Below are 20290 nucleotides of genomic sequence, written 5' to 3'. Positions count from 1 at the left end.
GTGTGGCCTTTTTTGAGTATCTGGTTGCGGGAGCCGGATTTGAACCGACGACCTTCGGGTTATGAGCCCGACGAGCTACCAGACTGCTCCATCCCGCGCCGCACATTCTATATAGATATGATCTTCTGTCAATCGATTATTGGTTTTTAATCAATAACTTATATCGTGGATCTGTAGAAACAAAAAAGGCCACTCGATTGAGTGGCCTTTTTTGAGTATCTGGTTGCGGGAGCCGGATTTGAACCGACGACCTTCGGGTTATGAGCCCGACGAGCTACCAGACTGCTCCATCCCGCGGCGCCAATTTTAGCGTCTAATTCCGATGTGTCAACCTAAAGGTGGATATAAGTTGTTTTTATTCAGATGCTTAGCCGCGCCCTGACTGACTTTTCGCTGCAGAGGCCTTTGCTAGAGCCTGATTGGGCAGGCTGCTGCGCTTTCGGCGTAGCCCGCTACAGGTCTGTTGGGCTAGAGTCCGTGCCCATTGAATGGGAGGAATAGTATGAGCGTTGAATGCAAAGCCTGTGGTGCTCAGGTACCAGCCGATGCCAAGACCTGTCCGGGTTGCGGTGCTGCCGTATCGGCGAAGACCAAGTTACTGCCTCTGGCGGCTTTTATGCTGATCGTCATCCTGATTATCCAGTCTTATATGGGCAAGTCTGAGGAGGCGCAGAGCGAGGCCAAGCCTGCGTCCCCTGTAAGCTCAGCCCAGCAGTAGCAGCAGGATTGGTGGGTTTGGCGATGAGCAGCCGTAAGATCATTCACGTCGATTGCGACTGCTTCTACGCGGCAATTGAGATGCGTGATGATCCGAGCCTGGCTAGCAAGCCTTTGGCGGTAGGTGGTTCGGCGGACCGGCGCGGGGTGATTGCTACCTGTAATTACGAGGCGCGCAGTTATGGGGTACGTTCGGCGATGGCCTCTGGACAAGCGCTGAAGCTGTGCCCGGATTTGGTGATCGTCAAGCCGCGGATGGATGCCTACAAGGCGGTATCGCGGGAGATTCAGGCGATCTTTCGCGATTACACCGAGCTGATCGAGCCCTTGTCGCTGGATGAGGCTTACCTAGATGTAACCGACAGCCCGCACTTTGCTGGCAGCGCCACGCGCATCGCTCAGGATATTCGCCGGCGGGTCTCGCAGGAGCTGCACATCACCGTCTCTGCGGGCGTGGCGCCGAACAAGTTTCTGGCCAAGATTGCCAGCGACTGGAAGAAGCCCAATGGGCTATTTGTGATTACCCCGGATCAGGTTGAGGATTTTGTTGCCGCCTTACCGGTGAACAAGCTGCATGGCGTGGGTAAAGTCACGGCTGAGAAGCTTGGGCGTCTGGGCATCCGTACCTGCAGCGACCTGCGCGAGTGGAACAAATTGGCGCTGGTCAAGGAGTTCGGCAGCTTCGGTGAGCGCTTGTGGGGGCTGGCACGCGGTATTGATGATCGGGTCGTGCATAACGACAGTCGGCGTCAGTCGGTTAGCGTGGAAAATACCTTCGACAAAGATTTACCGGACTTGCCCGCCTGCCTGGAGCAATTGCCTGCGTTGCTGGAGCAGCTGGCAACGCGGATGGAACGGCTGGATGCGAGTTATCGGCCGGATAAACCCTTCGTCAAGATCAAGTTCCATGACTTCAGCCAGACCACCCTGGAGCAGGGCGGGGCGCGTCGTGATCTGGAAAGCTATACGCGGCTGATGAGCGCCGCCTATGCGCGTGGCAACAAGGCTGTGCGTTTACTGGGCGTTGGCGTGCGCTTGCATGACCTGTGCGGTAAGCACGAGCAGCTGGAGTTGTTTGCGCCCTGACAGCGGGTGTGCAGGGCGCAGAAATAGAAAAGGCGAAGCCCCAGGGCTTCGCCTTTTTAGTCGCGCATGGATCAGTGCTTACGCGGTACCGGCTTGAGCAGCTCGTCTGGCGGCATTTCGCAGGCGATCTTGCGGCCTAGCAGTGCTTCGATAGCGGGCAGGGCGTAGGCGTCGTCTTCGCCGGCAAAGCTGATCGACGTGCCGCTAGTGCCAGCGCGGCCGGTACGACCGATGCGGTGCACGTAGTCGTCTGGTGTTTCTGGCAGGGTGAAGTTGATCACGTGGCTGATCGCATCGACATGGATGCCGCGGCCGGCTACGTCGGTGGCGACCATCACGCGGATCTTGCCTTCACGGAAGCCTTCCAGGGCGCGGATACGCTTGTGCTGGGGGACGTCACCGGACATCTGTACGGCGCTGATGCCGTCGCGGGTCAGGCGTTCTTCGATGCGCCGCACTTCATCTTTGCGGTTGGCGAAGACCATCACACGAATCCAGTCGTTCTGGGTGATCAGGTTGTACAGCAGCTTGTATTTGTCGCTGCCGGCCACGGCATAAACGTGCTGCTCGACCGTATCGCTGGCGACGTTTTCCGGCTCGATCTCGACGATCGCCGGCTCCGTGGTCCATTGCTTGGCCAGGTTCATCACGTCTTCGGTGAAGGTCGCGGAGAACAGCAAAGTCTGGCGTTCGCCCTTCATCGGGGTCTGGCGGATGATCTGCCGTACCTGGGGGATAAAGCCCATGTCGAGCATGCGGTCGGCCTCATCCAGCACCATCACCTCGACCATATCCAGGTGCACTTCGCCGCGCTGGTTGAAGTCGAGCAAACGGCCCGGGGTGGCCACCAGAATGTCGCAGAAGCGCGATTCAAGCAGCTTGAGCTGTTTGTCGAAGTCCATGCCACCGACAAAGCTCATCACATTGAGGCCGGTGTATTTGGTCAGGTCGGCGGCGTCTTTGGCGATCTGCACCACCAGTTCGCGGGTCGGGGCAATAATCAGCGCGCGTGGCTCGCCCATATAGCGCTCTTTCGGCGGTGGAGTTTGCAGTAGCTGAGTGATGATCGAGATCAGGAAGGCGGCAGTTTTGCCCGTGCCGGTCTGGGCGCGACCGATTGCGTCGCGGCCACTGAGGGTGTAGCCCAGTACCTGCGCCTGGATCGGCGTGCAGTAAGGGAAGCCAAGATCATGGATCGCATGCATCAGCTCGGGGGAGAGATTGAAGTCATGAAAACGGGTTTTACCCTCGGCCGGAGTTACGGCGAAGTCTTCCAGTTTCCAGGTGTTGGCTGGTTTTGCAGGACGCTCGCGGCGTGTTTTCGCCGGTTTTTCCTTGCTCTGTAACGGTTTTTCAGCGGCTTCAGTAGTGCGCGGTGAGGCGCTACGGCTGGTTTTTTCAGCGCTGGCGTCAGGCTGGGCGCGCGGTGCACTGGGCGTTACAGGTGGCGGAGTTACTGGGCTGGATTGCTCGCCCTCGGCTTTGCCGAATATTTTTTTGAGTGCTTTGAGCACGGTCATCTCATCAATTGGTTAAGGAGTGAACGGCCGCCAGTGTAAAGCAAGAAGCCGGCGCGGCGAAGTGCCGCGCCCGATGGCGGTGATTGGCTGGTTTTTATTCAGTTTTCGGGAAGACTGGCAAGCAGTAGGCGCTGTACGTTGCCGCCCATGATCGCGGCAATTTCGTCGTGGCTGAAGCCCGCCTTGAGCAGGCCTTCGGTCAATTGCGCTAAGCCGGTAACGTCGAAGGGCGCATGAATGGTGCCGTTAAAATCTGACCCGAGCGCCACATGCTGCACGCCGATCAAATCTACGGTGTAGCGGATCGCGTTGACGATGGCCTCGACCGAGGTTGCGCAGACGGCAGCGTCCCAGTAACCAATGCCAATGACCCCGCCCGTTGCAGCAATCGCCTGCAGGTGTTTGTCGCTGAGGTTGCGAGTGCCTTTGCAGGTGCCTTCGACGCCTGTATGAGAAACCAGTAGCGGTCGTATCGCCATGCCCAGTACATCGTCGATTAAGGGGCGTGAGGCGTGGGCGAGATCAATTAGCATGGATTTCGCTTCCAGGCGCTTGATTACCAGGCGCCCCAGAGGTGTCAGGCCACCTTTTTCCAGGCCGTGGGCCGAACCACCCACTTCGTTATCAAAGAAGTGGGTCAGGCCGGTAATGCGAAAGCCGGCGTTATAGAGTGTGTCGACGTTTTCAAGTTTGCCTTCGATCGGTTGCAGGCCTTCGGTGGCGAGGATTGCCGCAACGCGCTGCGGATCTTTCTCCCAGTCACTGACAAAGTTGGCCAGGTCGCCACGGTTCTTGATCATTACCAGGCGACCGCCGCTGTTAACGCTGGCTTCGTTGAGTTTGTGCGCCTGGTATAGCGCGCGTTGTAGCAGGCTGTTCCAGGTTTCCCGTGGCCAGCGCTGGGCCATGGCCAGCAGCGTAATGTTGTCGGTTTCGCCACTATTGCGCTCGTAGTTGAGGCCGCGCGGGGTCTTGGTCACGGTGGAGAACACCTGCAAGCCTAGGTGGCCTTCGAGCATGCGTGGTAGATCGGAGTGGCCAAAGTCGTAGCGTTTGAGCAGGTCACGCTCCCACAGCAGCGCGTCGTCATGCAGGTCGGCAATAAACAGCTGTTGATGCAGCTGGTTGGCCGGCTCGCTGGCGGGGTAGGGAGCGGGTGATTCGACGCTGTTCATCTTGCGATCAAGCAGGGAGGGCAGGACAAATACGCTGCCAGCCGCGATCAGTAGAAGAACCAGGAGAGTAAGCAGGGCTTTGCGCATAGTGAGGTGCCATCCGGGCGTTGTTGTTATGCGCTGCACTCTAGCAAGTAAGGAGGAAAAATGTGATGGCCGGGTACTGCGCTGTAGGCTAACCGCAGATGCAGTCGCGGCCTTGCTGTTTGGCTTGATACAGCGCGCTGTCGGCGCGGGCGATCACACCTTGCAGGCTGTCCTTTGGCTGCATTTGTGCCAGACCAATGGACACGGTCACGCCGGGCAATACGCCAATCGGTGAGTGGAATGAGCTGACATTGCGCAGAGCCAGGCGCAGTCGTTCGCCGATGCTGCGGGCTTCATCGATGGCGATTTCCGGCAGCAGAATGACGAACTCTTCGCCGCCATAGCGGGTCAGGCTGTCCTTGGGGCGCAGCTGGTTGCGCAGAGTATGCGCAACCAGGCATAGGGCATAGTCGCCGGCGAGATGACCATGCTGGTCGTTGTAGGCTTTGAAGTGGTCGACATCGAGCATCAGCATGCACAGCGGCTTGCCATTGAAGGCGCTGCGAGTGCTTTCACGCTCGAATATATGCTCCAGCCAGCGGCGGTTATAGGCGCCGGTGAGGGCGTCGATATTGGCGGTCTGTTCGCTGTCGAGGATGATCCGGTTGCCTTTGCGCACGCGATCGCAGAGCAGCTCGAGCATGTTCTGCATCAGTTCTGGCGATTGCTGGAACAGGTTGAACAGCGATTCGCGGTGCAGGCGCAGCACGCTGCAGGGCTCGGTCGCTACCACGTAGGCAGAGGGATGCTCATTGTCGATAAAGCTGATTTCGCCCGCGCAGTCACCGACTTTCAACGTGCTGACGGCCTGGCTGTCGAGCGAGCCGAGATAGACCTTGAGTTGGCCCTTGAGCAGCAGGTAGAGGTACTGATTGCGATTGAAGGGCGACAGCAGTACTTCGCCGGCCTCCAGATCGCAGGCGCGGAATTCTTTGAGCAGCTGGTTGATGCTGCTGGCGGCGACGTTATTGAACAGTCGCAGGTGACGAAGTTGCTGCAGGTCAGCCTGCCATTTGGCGTTTTTCATTGGGTCGGCAGGTGTGACTGCGGGTTGGGAATAATATTGGTCATCGCTAGCGCTCCTTGCATTAAGGGCGAATGCCATGTCTGAACATATTCCGCTGCCTGTGGCCTGACAATGCTTGTCAGACGCACGGACGACCAGTGGTATTGAAGATGGATGGTTGGTCACAAATATGGCGCGATCCTTGCGCCAGCACTTGCTTACTCGCTGGTGTGCAGTTCTATCGCCACGGCGAAGCCGGCCAGGCGTTGGGTCACGGCCTCAGCCAGCACGGCCTGATCGGCGGGCAGGTGGATGTGGGCGACCTGGCCGCGTTGATCATCGCTGAGCACATCGACGCGCAGGCGCGAATCCAGCTCTGCCAGCGCAGTCTGGTAGACGCGAGCAATGGCATCGAAGCGCAGCGCCGGCTTGAAGGTTTTACCCACGGCGGTCAGCGGGATGGCATCGATGATCCAGGCGTCCTTGGGGATCGCCGCGCGCTCGGGGATGTGCTCAGCAGCATGAGCCAGCAGGTCGGCTTCGCTAACCTCTGCACCGGGCTTGAGTTGCACGTACACCACGGGCAGCTCGCCGGCTTTCTCGTCGGGTTTGCCGACCGCTGCGGCCATGGCCACGGCGGGGTGCTTGTGCAGTGCTTCTTCGATCATCTGTGGGTCGATATTGTGGCCGCCACGGATGATCAGATCCTTGCTGCGCCCGGTCAGCCAGATATAACCGTCGGCATCCACACGGCCCAGGTCGCCGGTGTTGAACCAGTCGGCGTCGACCCAGATGCCGGCGTTCTTGCTGGTTTGCAGGTAACCCTTGAACACCGTGGCACCACGGATGCACAGGTTGCCGATTTCATTGCGATTGGCCTCTCTTAGATAGTTGCCTTGTTCGTCGAGGATCTTGATGCTCACCTCGCAATAGGGTATCGGCAGGCCAATGGAGCCGGGGCGCCGCTCGCCAGCAGGCGGGTTGGCGCAGCTGCCGCAGGTGCCTTCGGTCAGACCGTAGCCTTCAATCAGGGTCAGCCCGGTTTTGCTTTCGAACTGGCGAATCAGTTCCACCGGCATTGGTGCGGCGCCGCACAGGGCGTATTTAAGTGAGCTGAGGTCATGGCCTTCGCTCGGCACTTGCAGCAGGCCGGCATAGATGGTCGGTACGCCACTGAAGAAACTGACCTTGTGGCGTTCGATGATCTTCCAGAAATTGCCTATCAGGTTGGGGTTGCGATAACCCTGCGGGGTGGCCAGCAGCACTTCAGCGCCGCCGATAAAGGCGGTGAGACCGGTAACGATTACGCCGTTGACGTGGAATAGTGGCAAGCCGCAAAGGGTGACATCGACCGGTGCAAAGTCCGTCACCATGTTCATGCTGTAAGCCATGGCGACTTCATTGGCGTGGCTATGCGGTGCCAGTTTCGGCGTGCCGGTGGTCCCGCCGGTGTGGAAATAGCTGGCAATGTCGTCCGGGGCGATGACGCGGCCGCTTTCCAGGTGGTCATCCGGGCAGCTGGCAATCAGTTCGTCGAAGTCCAGCACGCCATCTGGCAGTGGCCCACGCTGAGTTTTGATGGCGCTGCATTGAGGCTCCGGCAGCAGGTTGGCCATGTCCACGCAGATAATCGCTTTGAGCGCCGGCAGCTGCTCGCGCAGTCCTTCGACCTTGGCCCACAGATCGGTGCCGGGGAAGGGGGCGAGGGTGACCAGCAGCTCGGAGTCCGAAGCCTGGATCAGTTCGGCAATATGTTCCGGGTCGAGCAGCGGGTTGATCGCATTGATGATCCCGGCTGCTTCACCGCCCCAGATGGTGAAGTGAGTGTGCGGTAGATTGGGCAGCAGAAACGACACCGCTTTGCCCGGGCGCAGGCCCAGGCGATGGAAGGCGTTGGCAGTCTGGGTGATCTTGCCCAGCAGTTGCCCGTAGCTGAGGCGATAAGCCGCCTCGTCAGCTGTGCCCTGGAGGATAAACGAGAGTGCCGGCGCATCCGCTTGCCGCTCAGCGCTGCGGCGGATCAACTCATAGGTGCTGGCCGGCAGGTTGCGCTCGGCCAGTGGGGTTTGCTCAATCAGCTGGATGTCGCGCAGGGTCTTGATCGCTGGGATGGCAGGCATAAGTGTTCTCGCTCGCAGGCATTCAACTGGTGAATCGTTGCTCCAGCCAGTCGGCAATGTCGCGGATTTCCTCATTCACCACTTCGTGGCCCATCGGGTAATCACGCCATTGCACGCTGACGCCGGAGGCATTCAGGTAGTCATGGGCTGCGCGGCCCATGGCCGGCAACACAATGTCGTCGAATGTGCCATGCAAACACAGGACCGGCAGTTGTCTTTTTGTATCTGCGAGGCTGACGTCGTCGCTGAACGTTGGCGCATAGGTCGACAGGGCGATCACCCCACCGAGTGCAAACTGCCAGCGCAGGAAGGCGGTGTGCAGCACCACTGCGCCGCCCTGAGAGAAACCAGCGAGAACAATACGCGACGGATCTATGCCGCTGTCGCGTTGCGCTTCGATCAGTGCGATCACTTGTTGCGCCGAGGCTTCCAGTTGCTCACGGTTGATCGCTCGTGCTGGGCTCATGGCCAGGATGTCGTACCAGCTGGGCATGGCGTAGCCGCTGTTAATAGTCACCGGTTGTGTCGGCGCTTGCGGCAGCACGAAGCGGGTGCTGTGCAGGCGCTTCTGCAGCATCTCGGCAATCGGCATAAAATCGTAGCGGTCGGCACCGAGGCCGTGCAACCAAATGACGCACGCGTCGGCGGCAAGTGTGGGCTGAAGAATCAAGGGTTCGCTCATTTGAGGCTCCGCTGTGGTGCGTGTGCGCTGATTTAGTGCGCGGGAAAATTTCGAGGGTGGCGATTCTAGAAAGAAGTTGTCGCCAGGGTGCAAGTTTTGCTCTTGACCTGTCCGTATGGTGCTCAAAGCGCGGCGCTGGTACGGGCCTTGCTATACACCCTAGGGACTGATGACGTTGCCGGGTTGTGGTAACACTGCCACCAAATCGGGCGCGGAGCAGACTGAAAAGCCGTTACCGGCGTTTCACAGGTTCGCCAGGCGCTGCATGCTGTGCGACAAGTCACTTGCTATCTGTCTCTAGCCCATTCAAATAATGGGCGGGTGAGAGTTTATGGCCGCTGGAGCAATCGGCAACTAAACTCGCGCTAAGGTTTGATCCCCGGTTGAGTGTGTTGCTGCCGACACAGTCAGCGAGCCCCATAAGGGTACGGTGGTAGAACCGAGACTCCAAACACAACAAAAGCAACTGGAGGTTTTAATGAAGATGGTGAAATCCACATTGGCAGTACTGACCACCGCAGCTGTTCTCGGTGTCAGCAGTTTTGCTCAAGCAGGCGCTACTCTGGACGCGATCCAGAAGAAAGGTTTCGTACAGTGCGGTATCAGCGATGGTCTGCCTGGCTTCTCCTACGCCGATGAGAAAGGCAATTACATGGGCCTAGACGTTGACGTATGCCGCGCAGTTGCTGCTGCAGTATTCGGTGACGCAACCAAGGTCAAGTACAGCCCGCTGACCGCCAAAGAGCGCTTCACCGCGCTGCAGTCCGGCGAAGTCGACATCCTCTCGCGTAACACCACCTGGACCAGCTCGCGCGATTCTGGCCTGGGTCTGAACTTTGCCGGCGTCAACTACTACGACGGTCAAGGCTTCCTGGTTAACAAGAAACTCGGCGTTTCCAGCGCTAAAGAGCTCGACGGCGCAACTGTCTGCATCCAGGCAGGTACCACCACCGAGCTGAACCTCTCCGACTACTTCCGCGCCAACAGCCTGAAGTACACCCCGATCACCTACGACACCTCCGACGAGAGCGCCAAATCGGTTGAAGCCGGCCGTTGCGACGTGCTGACCTCTGACCAGTCGCAGCTGTACGCACAGCGCATCAAGCTGGCCGATCCGGAATCCTACGTGGTACTGCCGGAAGTGATCTCGAAAGAGCCACTGGGCCCGGTCGTACGCCAGGGTGACGAAGAGTGGTTCGACATCGTGCGCTGGTCGCTGTACGCGATGGTCAACGCTGAAGAGCTGGGCATCACTTCGGCCAACGTCGAAGAGCAAGCCAAATCCACCAAGAACCCCGACGTAGCTCGTTTGCTCGGTGCTGAAGGTGAATTCGGTAAAGATCTGAAACTGCCGAAAGACTGGGCCGTACAGATCGTCAAGCAAGTGGGTAACTACGGCGAAAGCTTCGAGCGCAACGTCGGTGTCGGCAGCGAGCTGAAGATCGAACGTGGCCTCAACGCCCTGTGGAACAAGGGTGGTCTGCAGTACGCACCGCCAGTGCGCTGACCGTCCGCTGCCAGCCGCTCTTCCTGAGTGGCTGGCATTGTTCTGATTGATGTGAACCTCATGCCCGCTAATGCGGGCATGAGGGTTCCAAGAGGGCTCCTATGCAAACCACTGCAAATGTCCCGCGCCCCGGTGGATCGGTTTGGACCGACCCCAAGGCACGTGCCTGGCTATTTCAAATTCTTGCTGTTGTCGCCGTTGTGGCGCTCGGCTGGTTTCTGTTTGACAACACCCAGACCAACCTGGAAAAACGCGGCATCACTTCCGGGTTTTCCTTTCTCAATAACAGCGCCGGTTTCGGCATTGCCCAGCACCTGATCGACTACGACGAAAGCAACTCCTATGGGCGTGTTTTCGTGGTGGGCCTGCTCAACACCTTGTTGGTGTCGGTGATTGGTATTGTCCTGGCGACGCTGTTGGGTTTCCTGCTGGGTGTGGCGCGTCTGTCGCCGAACTGGTTGGTCAGCAAACTGGCCACCGTGTACATCGAGACGTTCCGTAATATCCCGCCGCTGCTGCAAATCTTCTTCTGGTACTTCGCTGTGATGCTCTCCCTGCCAGGACCGCGGCAGAGCATGGGCGTTGGCGAGACGTTCTTCCTTAACAGCCGTGGCCTGTATATGCCGGCACCGAGTCCGGGGGACAACTTCAGTCTGTTTGCCGGTGCGGTGATTGTCGCAATCATCGGCGTGGTGCTGTTGTCGCGTTGGTCGAAGGCGCGTTTTGAGGCAACCGGTCAGCTGTTTCCGGTATCGCTGGGAGCGATTCCGCTGCTGATCGGCCTACCAGGTTTGGCGATTCTGCTGGGCGGTAACCCACTGCAGTGGAGTGTGCCGGAACTGAGCGGTTTCAACTTCCGTGGTGGCTGGGTGCTGATCCCCGAGCTGATGGCGCTGACTCTGGCGTTGACCATCTACACCGCTGCCTTTATCGCCGAAAACGTGCGTTCCGGGATCATGGCCGTCAGCCACGGGCAGACCGAGGCGGCGCGTTCCCTGGGCCTGCCTGCCGGTAAGACCCTGCGTCTGGTGATCATTCCGCAAGCAATGCGGGTGATCATTCCGCCGCTGACCAGCCAATATCTCAACCTGGCGAAGAACTCTTCGCTGGCCGCCGGTATCGGTTATCCGGACATGGTCTCGCTGTTCGCCGGTACGGTACTCAACCAGACTGGGCAAGCGATCGAGGTGATTGCCATCACCATGAGTGTGTACCTGGCGATCAGTATCAGCATTTCCATGCTGATGAACTGGTACAACAAGCGCATTGCGCTGATCGAGCGGTAAGGAGCAGCCATGCAAACTCATACGTTCAAACCTGATCTACCGCCACCCGCGCTCAGCGTCGGTGTGGTCGGTTGGCTGCGCGCCAACCTGTTCTCCAGCTGGTTCAACACCTTGCTGACGCTGTTCGCGGCGTACCTGTTGTGGCTGATTGTGCCGCCGCTGATTCAGTGGGCCTTGATCGATGCGGACTGGACTGGTACCACCCGTGCCGACTGCACCAGTGGCGGTGCCTGCTGGGTGTTTGTGCAGCAGCGTTTCGGCCAGTTCATGTACGGCTTCTACCCGAGTGAGCTGCGCTGGCGCGTTGACCTGACACTGTGGCTGGCGGTCATCGGTGCTGCACCGTTGTTCGTGCCGCAAATGCCGCGCAAGGCCATGTATGGTCTGAGCTTCCTGGTGGTTTACCCGCTGCTGGCGTACTGGCTGCTACACGGTGGTTTCTTCGGTCTGTCGACCGTGCCCACCAGCCAGTGGGGCGGTCTGATGCTGACCCTGGTGATCGCTGCTGTCGGTATTGCAGGCGCCTTGCCGCTGGGCATTCTGCTGGCGCTGGGGAGACGCTCGGACATGCCGGCGATCCGCGTGATCTGCGTGACCTTTATCGAGTTCTGGCGCGGGGTGCCGTTGATCACCGTGCTGTTTATGTCCTCGGTAATGCTGCCGCTGTTCCTGCCTGAGGGCCTGTCCTTCGACAAGCTGATGCGTGCGTTGATCGGCGTGATCCTGTTCCAATCGGCCTATATCGCCGAAGTGGTGCGTGGCGGTCTGCAGGCGATTCCCAAGGGTCAGTACGAAGCTGCTGCGGCCATGGGGCTGGGCTACTGGCGGATGATGGGCCTGGTGATTCTGCCGCAAGCCCTGAAGCTGGTTATTCCCGGCATCGTCAACACCTTTATTGCGCTGTTCAAGGACACCAGCCTGGTGATCATCATCGGCCTGTTCGACCTGCTCAACAGCATCAAGCAAGCCACCACCGATCCGGCTTGGCTGGGCATGGCCACTGAAGGCTATGTGTTCGCCGCGCTGATTTTCTGGATTTTCTGTTTTGGTATGTCCCGCTACTCCCAACATCTGGAGCGCAAGCTGGACACCGGCCACAAGCGTTAGGAGCTAACCCATGAGTGAAGCAAACAAACAGCCTGCGCCTGCTGACGGCATGATCCAGATGCAAGGCGTGCACAAATGGTACGGTCAGTTCCATGTGCTCAAAGACATCAACCTGAATGTGCAGGCCGGTGAACGTATCGTGCTGTGCGGGCCGTCCGGCTCGGGCAAATCGACCACCATCCGCTGCCTTAACCGCCTGGAAGAACACCAGCAGGGGCGCATCGTAGTTGATGGCACCGAGCTGACCCACGACCTGAAACACATCGAAGCGGTGCGTCGTGAGGTCGGTATGGTGTTCCAGCACTTCAACCTGTTCCCTCACCTGACCGTGCTGCAGAACTGCACCTTGGCCCCGATGTGGGTGCGCAAGATGCCAAAGCGTCAGGCTGAAGAGATTGCCATGCACTTTCTTGAGCGCGTGCGTATTCCGGAGCAGGCCAACAAGTTCCCTGGTCAGCTTTCAGGTGGTCAGCAGCAGCGTGTGGCGATTGCCCGTGCGCTGTGCATGAAGCCGAAGATCATGCTGTTCGACGAACCGACCTCGGCCCTCGATCCAGAAATGGTCAAGGAAGTGCTGGATACCATGATCGGCCTGGCTGAAGATGGCATGACCATGCTCTGCGTAACCCACGAAATGGGCTTTGCCCGTACCGTGGCGAACCGAGTGATCTTTATGGACAAGGGCGAGATCGTGGAACAGAACGAACCCAACGCCTTCTTCACCAACCCGCAGAACGAACGCACCAAGCTGTTCCTTAGTCAGATCATTCACTGAGTTGCAGCCGCAACAAAAAGGGAGCCTTCGGGCTCCCTTTTTTATGGCCTGCCATCCCTCACGGCCACCCTTCGGGCTGGCGCGCAGCAATGCTGTGTGGTTACTTGCTTTCAGGCCAAAGGCGCAATGGTTTGCCTTCGGCGGGCCATAGCTGCAGCTGTTCGGTGGCGGAGAAGTCCCAGCGTTCTACTTTGCTCAGGCTGTCGAGAAAGCGTGCTTCTTGCTCCATCAGCGCCGGTGCGCACATCTTGCGGGTGCTGCCGGCGGCGCTGAAGCTGAGCTTGTCGCCAGTCAGGGTGTAGCCGGCAAACCAGTGGTTGCAGCCGGCATTGCCATAGGCGCGGCCGTCGTCACCGAGGGTGATGGTCAGGTGGCTGCGGTCGATCAGCGGGCGTTCGCCAATCCATTCCACCAGGTAGGTGTGTTCGGTTTCCAGCTGTGGCGCAGATGTGGCGCAGCCCACGAGACCGGCAGCCAGCAGGCTGATAGTCAGTACGCGTTTCATATAGCCTCCTTGTTGATGCATTTCGGGCACAGGTGCTTGGCGCTTTTCGACTGCCAGCCCAGTTCCTTGATTCGCGCTTCGGCGGCCGGTGCCTGGGCCTTTTTACCGAGGGCGGCGTCGACGGCGAACTCAAAATCCAGCTGAGCGTTGCAGCTGTCGCAGTTGGCCTGCCAATTGAAGATCGCCAGTTCCTTGAACGCTGGGCCGGTGGCCACGGCCACCCACTGGCCGCGCGGGTTAATCAGGTGGCGTACCTTGTCGGCCTGTAGGCGCATGGACAGCTCGCGGCTGCCCTTGAGAGTGACCAGCAGGGTGTCGCCGCTCTGAATCGAGCCGCCATTGCCGGTTACCTGGTAACGGCCTGGTGCCAGTGCGCGGCATTCGATCAGGGTGTGCTCGGGGTTGAGCAGGTTGTAGCGAAAGTCGTGTTCAGCCATGAATCCTCCAAATGTGCGCAAATGCTATCACGCGGCAGGAAGTAGCTGATTGATCGGCGCATTTCCCAGCCAGGCGACGATATTGTCACGGGTGGTGCTGGCAATCGCCGCCAATGCTTCGTGGGTAAGAAAGCCCTGGTGCGCGGTAATCAGTACATTGGGGAAACTCAGCAGGCGCGCGAGCACATCATCCTGCAGCGGCTGTTCGGAGCAGTCCTCGAAGAACAGCTCGGCTTCTTCCTCATAAACATCCAGGCCCAGATAGCCCAGTTGCCCGCTTTTCAGCGCGCCGATCAGCGCCGGGGTATCGATCAAGGCCCCGCGTCCGGTATTGATCAACATTGCGCCGCGTTGCATCTGCTGCAAGCGCTCGGCGCTGATCAGGTGATGGGTGGCGGCGTTGAGCGGGCAGTGCAGGCTGATGATGTTGCTGCTTTCGAGCAGCTGATCCAGCTCGACCTGTCGCGCGCCGGTGGGTAGCTCGGCGATGGGCGCGGGGTCATGAATCAGCAGCTGGCAGCCGAAGCCGGCCATGATTCGTGCAAAGGTCAGGCCGATCTGCCCGGCGCCGATGATGCCGACTTGTTTGCCGTGCAGGTCAAAGCCGATCAGCCCGTGCAGGGAGAAGTCGCCTTCGCGGGTGCGGTTGAAGGCGCGGTGGGTACGCCGGTTGAGCGTCATGATCAGCGCCAGGGCATGCTCGGCGACAGCATGCGGTGAGTAGGCGGGCACCCGCACCACCGTTAGGCCGAGAGCGTGCGCGGCGTACAGGTCGACGTGGTTGTAGCCTGCCGAGCGTAGGGCAATCAGTCGAGTACCGCCGGCGGCTAGTTGCTGCAGCACCGCGGCGCCGAGGTCGTCATTGATAAAGGCGCAAACCACCTCGCAACCGACGGCAAGGCCGGCACTGCCTTGGCGCAGATGCGCTTCTTGAAAACTCAGCTGCCAATCGTCTGGAAAATCCGCAGCGCTAAAGCTCTGTTGGTCGTAAGGCTTGCTGCTGAACAGGATGATGCGCATGGGATTCCTTGGCTCGCGAGTTTTATCGACCTGAATCAGGCGCTGACCTGAGCGTGCCGGGCCAGTCGCTCGATGGCAGCATCCAGTTCATCCAGAGCGTGCTGGGCAGCAGGGTCGTTCTGTTTCAGCAGGGTTTCGCTGCGCTGGCAGGCGGCGCGCAGTTGTGGCACGCCGCAGTAACGGGTAGCCCCGTGCAGGCGGTGTACGCGTTCGATCAGGCTGTTGCGCTCGCCACTGTCCCGCGCCTGGCGGATGGCCTGGCGGTCACCCGGTAGGCCGGCGAGCAACATGCTCAGCATGTCGGCGGCCAGATCGGCTTTGCCGGCGGCCAAACGCAGGCCTTCATCGGCGTCCAGCACGCTGAGGTTGTTATGCGTGGCGCTGATGCCTGTGTGTTCGCTGCTCTGGTTGCGCAGGGCCAGGCCGGTCCACTTGAGAACCACCTGGGCCAGTTGGCGCTCGCTGATCGGCTTGGTCAGGTAATCGTCCAGGCCGCTTTGCAGGAGGGCGCGTTTCTCGTTGGCGAGGGCGTGGGCGGTTAGCGCGACAATCGGCACTGGGCCCTGACTGCGCTCATTTTCCTGTTGACGAATCGCTTCGGTGGCCTGACGGCCGTCCATGCCGGGCATTTGTACATCCATAAAGATCAGGTCGAACGTCTGCTCGGCGGCTTTTTCCACGGCCTCATAGCCGCTGTTGGCGATGCTGACCTGGGCGCCCATGTCGTCCAGCAGGGTTTGCACCAGCAGCAGGTTGGCCGGATTGTCGTCGACGCAGAGAATCAGTGGCGGCCTGCTCGGTGCGCTGTGCTGATTTTCGCTGCGGCTCTGTCTTGGGCTGACCAGCTCGGCCAGGCCCCGTTGCAGTTTGCGCGTACAGGCCGGTTTAGCTTGCAGTTGGCTGTACGCATCCGGCAGCAGGCTGTGGTACAGCGACTGCTCGGTGGTGGGGCACAGCAGCAGGGTTTTGCAGGCCAGCCGCTCAAGTTCCCAGATGCGCTGATCGAGGCGCTCCGGAGGCAGGGTCTGAGTGCTGACGCCGAGTATGGCCAGCTCAAACGGTTGAGCGCTATGCCGCGCTTCGGCCACGCTGGCGAGCAGGCTGTCGAGGTTGTCGAAGCCGCTGACTAGCAGGCCACAGTCTTCCAGCTGGTGCTGCAAGGCCTGACGTGCCAGGTCGTGGTGTTCCAAGGCGGCAGCACGACGGCCGAGCAGCGGTGGCCGCGGCAGGTCTTCAGTATCGTCGCGGGCTTTGGGCAGGCTCAGGGTAATCCAGAATTCAGAGCCTTCTTCCGGCGTGCTGTCGACGCCGATTTCACCGCCCATCTGCTCGATCAGGCGCTTGGAAATCACCAGGCCCAGACCGGTGCCGCCGGCCTGACGACTGAGAGAGTTGTCGGCCTGGCTGAAGGCCTGGAACAGCTCGCGCAGGTCTTCATCAGACAGGCCGATGCCTGTGTCTTGCACGCTGATGCGCAGCTGCGCACGGTCGGCGCTTTCGTCTTCGAGCATAGCGCGAATCACGATGGTGCCGGCGCGGGTGAACTTGATCGCGTTGCTCACCAGGTTGGTCAGCACCTGCTTCAGTCGCAGCGGGTCGCCGATCAGCGATAGCGGCGTGTCGCGGTACACCAGGCTGAGCAGTTCCAGTTGTTTGGCGTGGGCGGCTGGGGCAAGGATGGTCAGGGTGTCCTGCAGCAGGTCGCGCAGGTTGAACGGGATATTTTCGAGGACCAGCTTGCCGGCCTCGATCTTCGAGAAGTCGAGTATCTCGTTGATGATCGCCAGCAGGCTGTCGGCGGATTTTTCGATGGTGCCCAAGTAATCCTGCTGGCGTGGGGTCAGTTCGCTTTTCTGCAGCAGGTTGGTGAAACCGAGGATGCCGTTGAGCGGGGTACGGATTTCATGGCTCATATTGGCGAGGAATTCGGATTTGATCCGGCTGGCCTCCAAGGCTTCTTTACGCGCCAGGTCGAGTTCGATGTTCTGGATTTCGATGGTTTCCAGGTTCTGCCGCACGTCTTCGGTGGCCTGGTCGACGCTGTGTTGCAGTTCTTCCTGGGCGTTCTGCAACGACTCAGCCATGCGGTTGATGCCCGATGCCAGCTCGTCCAGCTCATGGCTGCCGAGTGGCGGCAGGCGGGTTTCCAGGTCGCCGTCCTTGAGCTGGGCGACGCTTTGTTTGATCTGCCGTAGCGGGTCGTTGATCGTGCGGCTCATGCGTACGGCGAGCAGGGCGGTGACCATCAGCCCGGCGGCAATCAGCAGCAGACTGGCGAGTAGGCTGCGGTAGCCGCTGAGCAGGGTGCTGTGGTGCGACAACTCCAGCTCGACCCAGCCGAGCAGCCGGGTGCCAGGCTCTGCAGTGGCTTTGCCGGTCAGGCTCAGGTGCTGCTGATACACCGGCAACAGAAAACGCGTGGCGTTCTGGCTGCTGTTCTGCGCAGGTTGCTGCTCGCCTGTCGCCGGCGAGGGGTTGAGCATGCTGGGGCCCGCGTGGGCAAGGGTGTTGCGCTCGGCAGCGAGAAAACTCACGGCGCGCACATCCGGCTGATCGAGTGCCTGGCTGGCAATGCGCTGCAGCACCTCACTGTCACCGGCATGCAGCGCCGGTGCGGCCAGCGGCGCGAGTTGCTCAATGATCATCTGCCCGCGTTGCAACAATTGCCCCTGCAAGCCGGACAACTGCACCCAAGTGAAATAGCCACCCAGCACCAGCGCCAACAGGCTGGTGGGCAGCAGGGTGAGCATGAGCACACGGCCTTTGATGCCTAAATCCTTTAACACGCGCTGCCTCCTGTATTGACCTGGTGCAGTTTAGCGGCTGCACCTGTTCTTATGGCAAATGCTGTTGTCTACATTGGCTCTGTTATATGGCCGGGCGAGGTTTGCCGTTATCATGGCGGCCTTCTTTGCTTCTGGAACATTTCGTTCGCCATGAGCCCGCATTACCCAACTATCGCCGATTGCATCGGCAACACCCCGCTGGTGCGTTTGCAGCGCCTGCCGGGTAACACCAGTAACACCTTGCTGTTGAAGCTGGAAGGCAACAACCCGGCGGGTTCGGTAAAGGACCGCCCGGCGTTGTCGATGATTACCCGCGCCGAGCAGCGCGGTGATATCCAGCCCGGTGATGTGCTGATTGAGGCCACCAGTGGCAACACCGGCATCGCCCTGGCCATGGCTGCGGCGATCAAGGGCTACCGCATGATTCTGATCATGCCGGACAACTCCACCGCCGAACGCAAGGCGGCGATGACCGCTTACGGCGCGCAGCTGATTCTGGTGGGCGGCATGGAAGAAGCCCGTGACCTGGCCTTGCAGATGCAGGCTGATGGCAAAGGCAAGGTGCTCGATCAGTTTGCCAACGGCGACAACCCGATTGCCCATTACACCAGCACCGGCCCGGAAATCTGGCAGCAGACGGGCGGGCAGATCACCCATTTCATCAGCTCCATGGGTACCACCGGTACCATCATGGGCGTGTCGCGCTTCTTGAAAGAGCAAAAGCCTGATGTGCAGATCGTCGGTCTGCAGCCGATGGAGGGCGCAGCAATTCCTGGTATCCGCCGCTGGCCACAGGAATACCTGCCGAAGATTTACCAGGCTGAGCGGGTTGATCGCATCATTGATATGGGGCAGCAGGAAGCCGAAGACGTCATGCGCCGCCTGGCACGTGAAGAAGGTATTTTCTGCGGGGTGTCCTCCGGTGGTTCGGTGGCGGCGATGCTGCGCCTATCCCAGGAAGTCGAGAACGCGGTGATGGTGGCGATCATCTGCGACCGTGGCGACCGTTACCTGTCCAGTGGCGTTTACGACGCACCGAGCAACTGATGGCCAAGAAAGACGGCGGTCTGCGCTTTCAACCCAGTGGTGGTTCCCGGGCGCCGCAGGTTCCGGTTGGAAAAAAACAGAAACTCGCCATTGAGCGCCAGGCCAATGATGGTCGGGGCATCGGGTTTAGCGAAGGGCGTACCTGGTTTGTCAGCGGCGCATTGGCTGGCGAGCAGATCGAAGCGCGGGTGCTTGGCGCCCATGGCAAGGTGGTCGAGGCGCGGGTTGAGCGCATTCTCACCGCCAGCGCTGAGCGCCGCAGCGAGGCCTGCGTGCATGCCAAAGTCTGCGGCGGTTGCAGCCTGCAACATATGCCCCATGCCGATCAGCTTGCCCTGAAACAGCGCATGCTCGCCGAGCAACTCAGTCGCTTGGCCAATCTTGAGCCGCAAGAGTGGGCCGCGCCGCTGGTTGGCCCGGAACTGGGTTATCGTCGCCGCGCACGCATTGCTGTGCGCTGGGACAATAAGGCCAAGTGCCTGGATGTTGGTTTTCGCGCTGCCGCCAGCCAGGACATTATCGCCATCAGCGATTGCCTGGTTCTGGTACAGCCTTTGCAGCCGATCCTGCGCGCATTACCGCAGGTCTTGCGTGAGCTGGATAAACCCCAGGCCATTGGTCATGTCGAGTTGTTTAGCGGCAGCTCCAGTGCTGTGCTGATAAGGCATACCGCTGCGCTGAGCGAAGCCGACTTGGCTCGCTTGCAGGCGTTCTGCACCGCGCAGGAGGCGCAGTTGTGGTTGCACGGCAGCGCCGAGCCGCAGCCGTATGACCCAGCGCAGCAGCTGAGTTATCGCCTGAATGCTTTTGATCTCGACCTGGCTTACCGGCCTGGCGATTTTGTCCAGGTCAATCAGCCGGTGAATGACGCCATGGTCGCGCAGGCGCTGGACTGGCTGGCGCCGCAGGCCGATGAACGCGTGCTGGATTTGTTCTGCGGGTTGGGTAATTTCGCCTTGCCGCTGGCCCAGCGGGTGCGGGAACTGGTGGCGGTGGAGGGCGTGCAGGCCATGGTTGAGCGCGCCGCTGATAATGCCGCGAGCAACGGCCTGGGCAATGCGCACTTTTTCCAGGCCGACCTGTCCAACCCGCTGGCTGACGCTGGCTGGGCGCAGGGCGGTTTCGCTGCCGTGCTGCTGGACCCGCCGCGTGATGGCGCGCTGCAGGCGGTCAAGCAAATGACGACACTTGGCGTCAAACGGGTGCTGTATGTGTCGTGCAACCCGACGACCCTGGCCCGCGATAGCGCCGAGTTGCTGGCGCAAGGCTATCGGCTGGAACGCGCCGGTATCCTCGATATGTTTCCGCAAACCGCGCACGTGGAAGCGATGGCGCTGTTTGTCAGGCAGTAGATAGAAGCGCCGGGGTACGGCGGCAGGTGCTTGGTTTTATCCGGCGTCGCCCTTATCTCGGTGCTGCAGGGGCGC

General features: G+C 60.0%; 17 protein-coding genes and 2 tRNA genes. 8 read left to right on the top strand and 11 right to left on the bottom strand.

The window, feature by feature from the left end; translation table 11 throughout:
- Positions 1 to 21: 21 nt before the first annotated feature.
- Positions 22 to 98: transfer RNA gene (locus ACIGEK_RS13395), tRNA-Met, on the bottom strand.
- Positions 99 to 220: 122 nt separating this feature from the next.
- Positions 221 to 297 (bottom strand) — tRNA-Met (locus ACIGEK_RS13390).
- Between the two features lie 205 nt (positions 298 to 502).
- Here ACIGEK_RS13390 and ACIGEK_RS13385 point away from each other — a divergent pair.
- Positions 503 to 718 (top strand): zinc-ribbon domain-containing protein, encoded by a 216-nt coding sequence (locus ACIGEK_RS13385; protein WP_397493775.1) that lies wholly within the window; start codon positions 503 to 505, stop codon positions 716 to 718.
- A 23-nt stretch (positions 719 to 741) separates the two neighbouring features.
- Positions 742 to 1803: a DNA polymerase IV gene (dinB, locus tag ACIGEK_RS13380; RefSeq protein ID WP_397493774.1), complete on the top strand. Its 1062-nt coding sequence runs from the start codon at positions 742 to 744 to the stop codon at positions 1801 to 1803.
- Between the two features lie 71 nt (positions 1804 to 1874).
- On the opposite strand, the gene rhlB is transcribed toward dinB, so the two are convergent.
- The 5 genes from rhlB to ACIGEK_RS13355 all read right to left on the bottom strand — a co-directional run bounded on the left by rhlB (position 1875) and on the right by ACIGEK_RS13355 (position 8393).
- Positions 1875 to 3317: an ATP-dependent RNA helicase RhlB gene (gene rhlB, locus ACIGEK_RS13375; protein WP_397493773.1), complete on the bottom strand. Its 1443-nt coding sequence runs from the start codon at positions 3315 to 3317 to the stop codon at positions 1875 to 1877.
- A 104-nt stretch (positions 3318 to 3421) separates the two neighbouring features.
- On the bottom strand, positions 3422 to 4585 hold the full coding sequence (locus tag ACIGEK_RS13370) for a dipeptidase (RefSeq protein ID WP_397493772.1): 1164 nt from the start codon (positions 4583 to 4585) through the stop codon (positions 3422 to 3424).
- Between the two features lie 88 nt (positions 4586 to 4673).
- A complete protein-coding gene (locus ACIGEK_RS13365; RefSeq protein ID WP_397493771.1) occupies positions 4674 to 5612 on the bottom strand; it encodes a GGDEF domain-containing protein in 939 nt (312 codons plus the stop codon).
- 197 nt (positions 5613 to 5809) lie between these two features.
- Positions 5810 to 7711 (bottom strand): acyl-CoA synthetase, encoded by a 1902-nt coding sequence (locus ACIGEK_RS13360; protein ID WP_397493770.1) that lies wholly within the window; start codon positions 7709 to 7711, stop codon positions 5810 to 5812.
- 22 nt (positions 7712 to 7733) lie between these two features.
- On the bottom strand, positions 7734 to 8393 hold the full coding sequence (locus ACIGEK_RS13355; RefSeq protein ID WP_397493769.1) for an alpha/beta hydrolase: 660 nt from the start codon (positions 8391 to 8393) through the stop codon (positions 7734 to 7736).
- 478 nt (positions 8394 to 8871) lie between these two features.
- Here ACIGEK_RS13355 and ACIGEK_RS13350 point away from each other — a divergent pair, with 478 nt between their 5' ends.
- From ACIGEK_RS13350 to ACIGEK_RS13335, 4 genes are all read left to right on the top strand, one after another.
- A complete protein-coding gene (locus ACIGEK_RS13350; protein WP_397493768.1) occupies positions 8872 to 9900 on the top strand; it encodes an amino acid ABC transporter substrate-binding protein in 1029 nt (342 codons plus the stop codon).
- Positions 9901 to 10001: 101 nt separating this feature from the next.
- The gene (locus ACIGEK_RS13345) at positions 10002 to 11186 is read left to right on the top strand and encodes an amino acid ABC transporter permease (protein ID WP_397493767.1); all 1185 of its coding nucleotides are present in this window, start codon (positions 10002 to 10004) and stop codon (positions 11184 to 11186) included.
- A 9-nt stretch (positions 11187 to 11195) separates the two neighbouring features.
- A complete protein-coding gene (locus ACIGEK_RS13340; RefSeq protein WP_397493766.1) occupies positions 11196 to 12293 on the top strand; it encodes an amino acid ABC transporter permease in 1098 nt (365 codons plus the stop codon).
- Between the two features lie 10 nt (positions 12294 to 12303).
- The gene (locus ACIGEK_RS13335) at positions 12304 to 13068 is read left to right on the top strand and encodes an amino acid ABC transporter ATP-binding protein (RefSeq protein WP_269381697.1); all 765 of its coding nucleotides are present in this window, start codon (positions 12304 to 12306) and stop codon (positions 13066 to 13068) included.
- Between the two features lie 100 nt (positions 13069 to 13168).
- On the opposite strand, the gene ACIGEK_RS13330 is transcribed toward ACIGEK_RS13335, so the two are convergent.
- The 4 genes from ACIGEK_RS13330 to ACIGEK_RS13315 are packed head-to-tail and all read right to left on the bottom strand — an operon-like array spanning position 13169 to position 17816.
- Positions 13169 to 13573, bottom strand: a complete 405-nt coding sequence (locus tag ACIGEK_RS13330) for an META domain-containing protein (protein WP_397493765.1) — start codon at positions 13571 to 13573, stop codon at positions 13169 to 13171.
- The gene (locus ACIGEK_RS13325) at positions 13570 to 14010 is read right to left on the bottom strand and encodes a hypothetical protein (RefSeq protein WP_269381695.1); all 441 of its coding nucleotides are present in this window, start codon (positions 14008 to 14010) and stop codon (positions 13570 to 13572) included. Before ACIGEK_RS13325 ends, ACIGEK_RS13330 begins: the two co-directional genes overlap by 4 nt.
- Positions 14011 to 14037: 27 nt before the next feature.
- Positions 14038 to 15030 carry a 2-hydroxyacid dehydrogenase gene (locus ACIGEK_RS13320; RefSeq protein WP_397493764.1) on the bottom strand — a complete coding sequence of 331 codons (993 nt, stop codon included), beginning with the start codon at positions 15028 to 15030 and terminating at the stop codon, positions 14038 to 14040.
- 35 nt (positions 15031 to 15065) lie between these two features.
- Positions 15066 to 17816, bottom strand: a complete 2751-nt coding sequence (locus ACIGEK_RS13315) for an ATP-binding protein (protein ID WP_397493763.1) — start codon at positions 17814 to 17816, stop codon at positions 15066 to 15068.
- Positions 17817 to 17966: 150 nt separating this feature from the next.
- Here ACIGEK_RS13315 and cysM point away from each other — a divergent pair, with 150 nt between their 5' ends.
- Together cysM and rlmD are read left to right on the top strand one after the other, a co-directional pair.
- Positions 17967 to 18863: a cysteine synthase CysM gene (gene cysM / locus ACIGEK_RS13310; protein WP_397493762.1), complete on the top strand. Its 897-nt coding sequence runs from the start codon at positions 17967 to 17969 to the stop codon at positions 18861 to 18863.
- Entirely contained in the window at positions 18863 to 20215 is a 1353-nt protein-coding gene (rlmD, locus tag ACIGEK_RS13305) for a 23S rRNA (uracil(1939)-C(5))-methyltransferase RlmD (RefSeq protein WP_397493761.1), read from the top strand. Before cysM ends, rlmD begins: the two co-directional genes overlap by 1 nt.
- Positions 20216 to 20290: the final 75 nt, after the last annotated feature.

The sequence above is a fragment of the Pseudomonas sp. NPDC079086 genome, assembly GCF_044542155.1.
Taxonomy (GTDB): Bacteria; Pseudomonadota; Gammaproteobacteria; order Pseudomonadales; family Pseudomonadaceae; genus Aquipseudomonas.
The sequence above is the reverse complement of the archived record's forward strand: the minus strand, read 5'-3'. Positions and strand labels throughout refer to the sequence as shown.

Bases quoted from the DNA above. Each gene is read 5' to 3' on its own strand.
- ACIGEK_RS13345 (WP_397493767.1), top strand. From the start codon at position 10,002: ATGCAAACCACTGCAAATGTCCCGCGCCCCGGTGGATCGGTTTGGACC.
- ACIGEK_RS13355 (WP_397493769.1), bottom strand. From the start codon at position 8,393: ATGAGCGAACCCTTGATTCTTCAGCCCACACTTGCCGCCGACGCGTGC.
- ACIGEK_RS13360 (WP_397493770.1), bottom strand. From the start codon at position 7,711: ATGCCTGCCATCCCAGCGATCAAGACCCTGCGCGACATCCAGCTGATT.
- ACIGEK_RS13330 (WP_397493765.1), bottom strand. From the start codon at position 13,573: ATGAAACGCGTACTGACTATCAGCCTGCTGGCTGCCGGTCTCGTGGGC.
- ACIGEK_RS13350 (WP_397493768.1), top strand. From the start codon at position 8,872: ATGAAGATGGTGAAATCCACATTGGCAGTACTGACCACCGCAGCTGTT.
- ACIGEK_RS13325 (WP_269381695.1), bottom strand. From the start codon at position 14,010: ATGGCTGAACACGACTTTCGCTACAACCTGCTCAACCCCGAGCACACC.
- rlmD (WP_397493761.1), top strand. From the start codon at position 18,863: ATGGCCAAGAAAGACGGCGGTCTGCGCTTTCAACCCAGTGGTGGTTCC.
- ACIGEK_RS13385 (WP_397493775.1), top strand. From the start codon at position 503: ATGAGCGTTGAATGCAAAGCCTGTGGTGCTCAGGTACCAGCCGATGCC.
- dinB (WP_397493774.1), top strand. From the start codon at position 742: ATGAGCAGCCGTAAGATCATTCACGTCGATTGCGACTGCTTCTACGCG.
- ACIGEK_RS13370 (WP_397493772.1), bottom strand. From the start codon at position 4,585: ATGCGCAAAGCCCTGCTTACTCTCCTGGTTCTTCTACTGATCGCGGCT.
- ACIGEK_RS13335 (WP_269381697.1), top strand. From the start codon at position 12,304: ATGAGTGAAGCAAACAAACAGCCTGCGCCTGCTGACGGCATGATCCAG.
- ACIGEK_RS13365 (WP_397493771.1), bottom strand. From the start codon at position 5,612: ATGAAAAACGCCAAATGGCAGGCTGACCTGCAGCAACTTCGTCACCTG.
- cysM (WP_397493762.1), top strand. From the start codon at position 17,967: ATGAGCCCGCATTACCCAACTATCGCCGATTGCATCGGCAACACCCCG.
- ACIGEK_RS13320 (WP_397493764.1), bottom strand. From the start codon at position 15,030: ATGCGCATCATCCTGTTCAGCAGCAAGCCTTACGACCAACAGAGCTTT.
- ACIGEK_RS13340 (WP_397493766.1), top strand. From the start codon at position 11,196: ATGCAAACTCATACGTTCAAACCTGATCTACCGCCACCCGCGCTCAGC.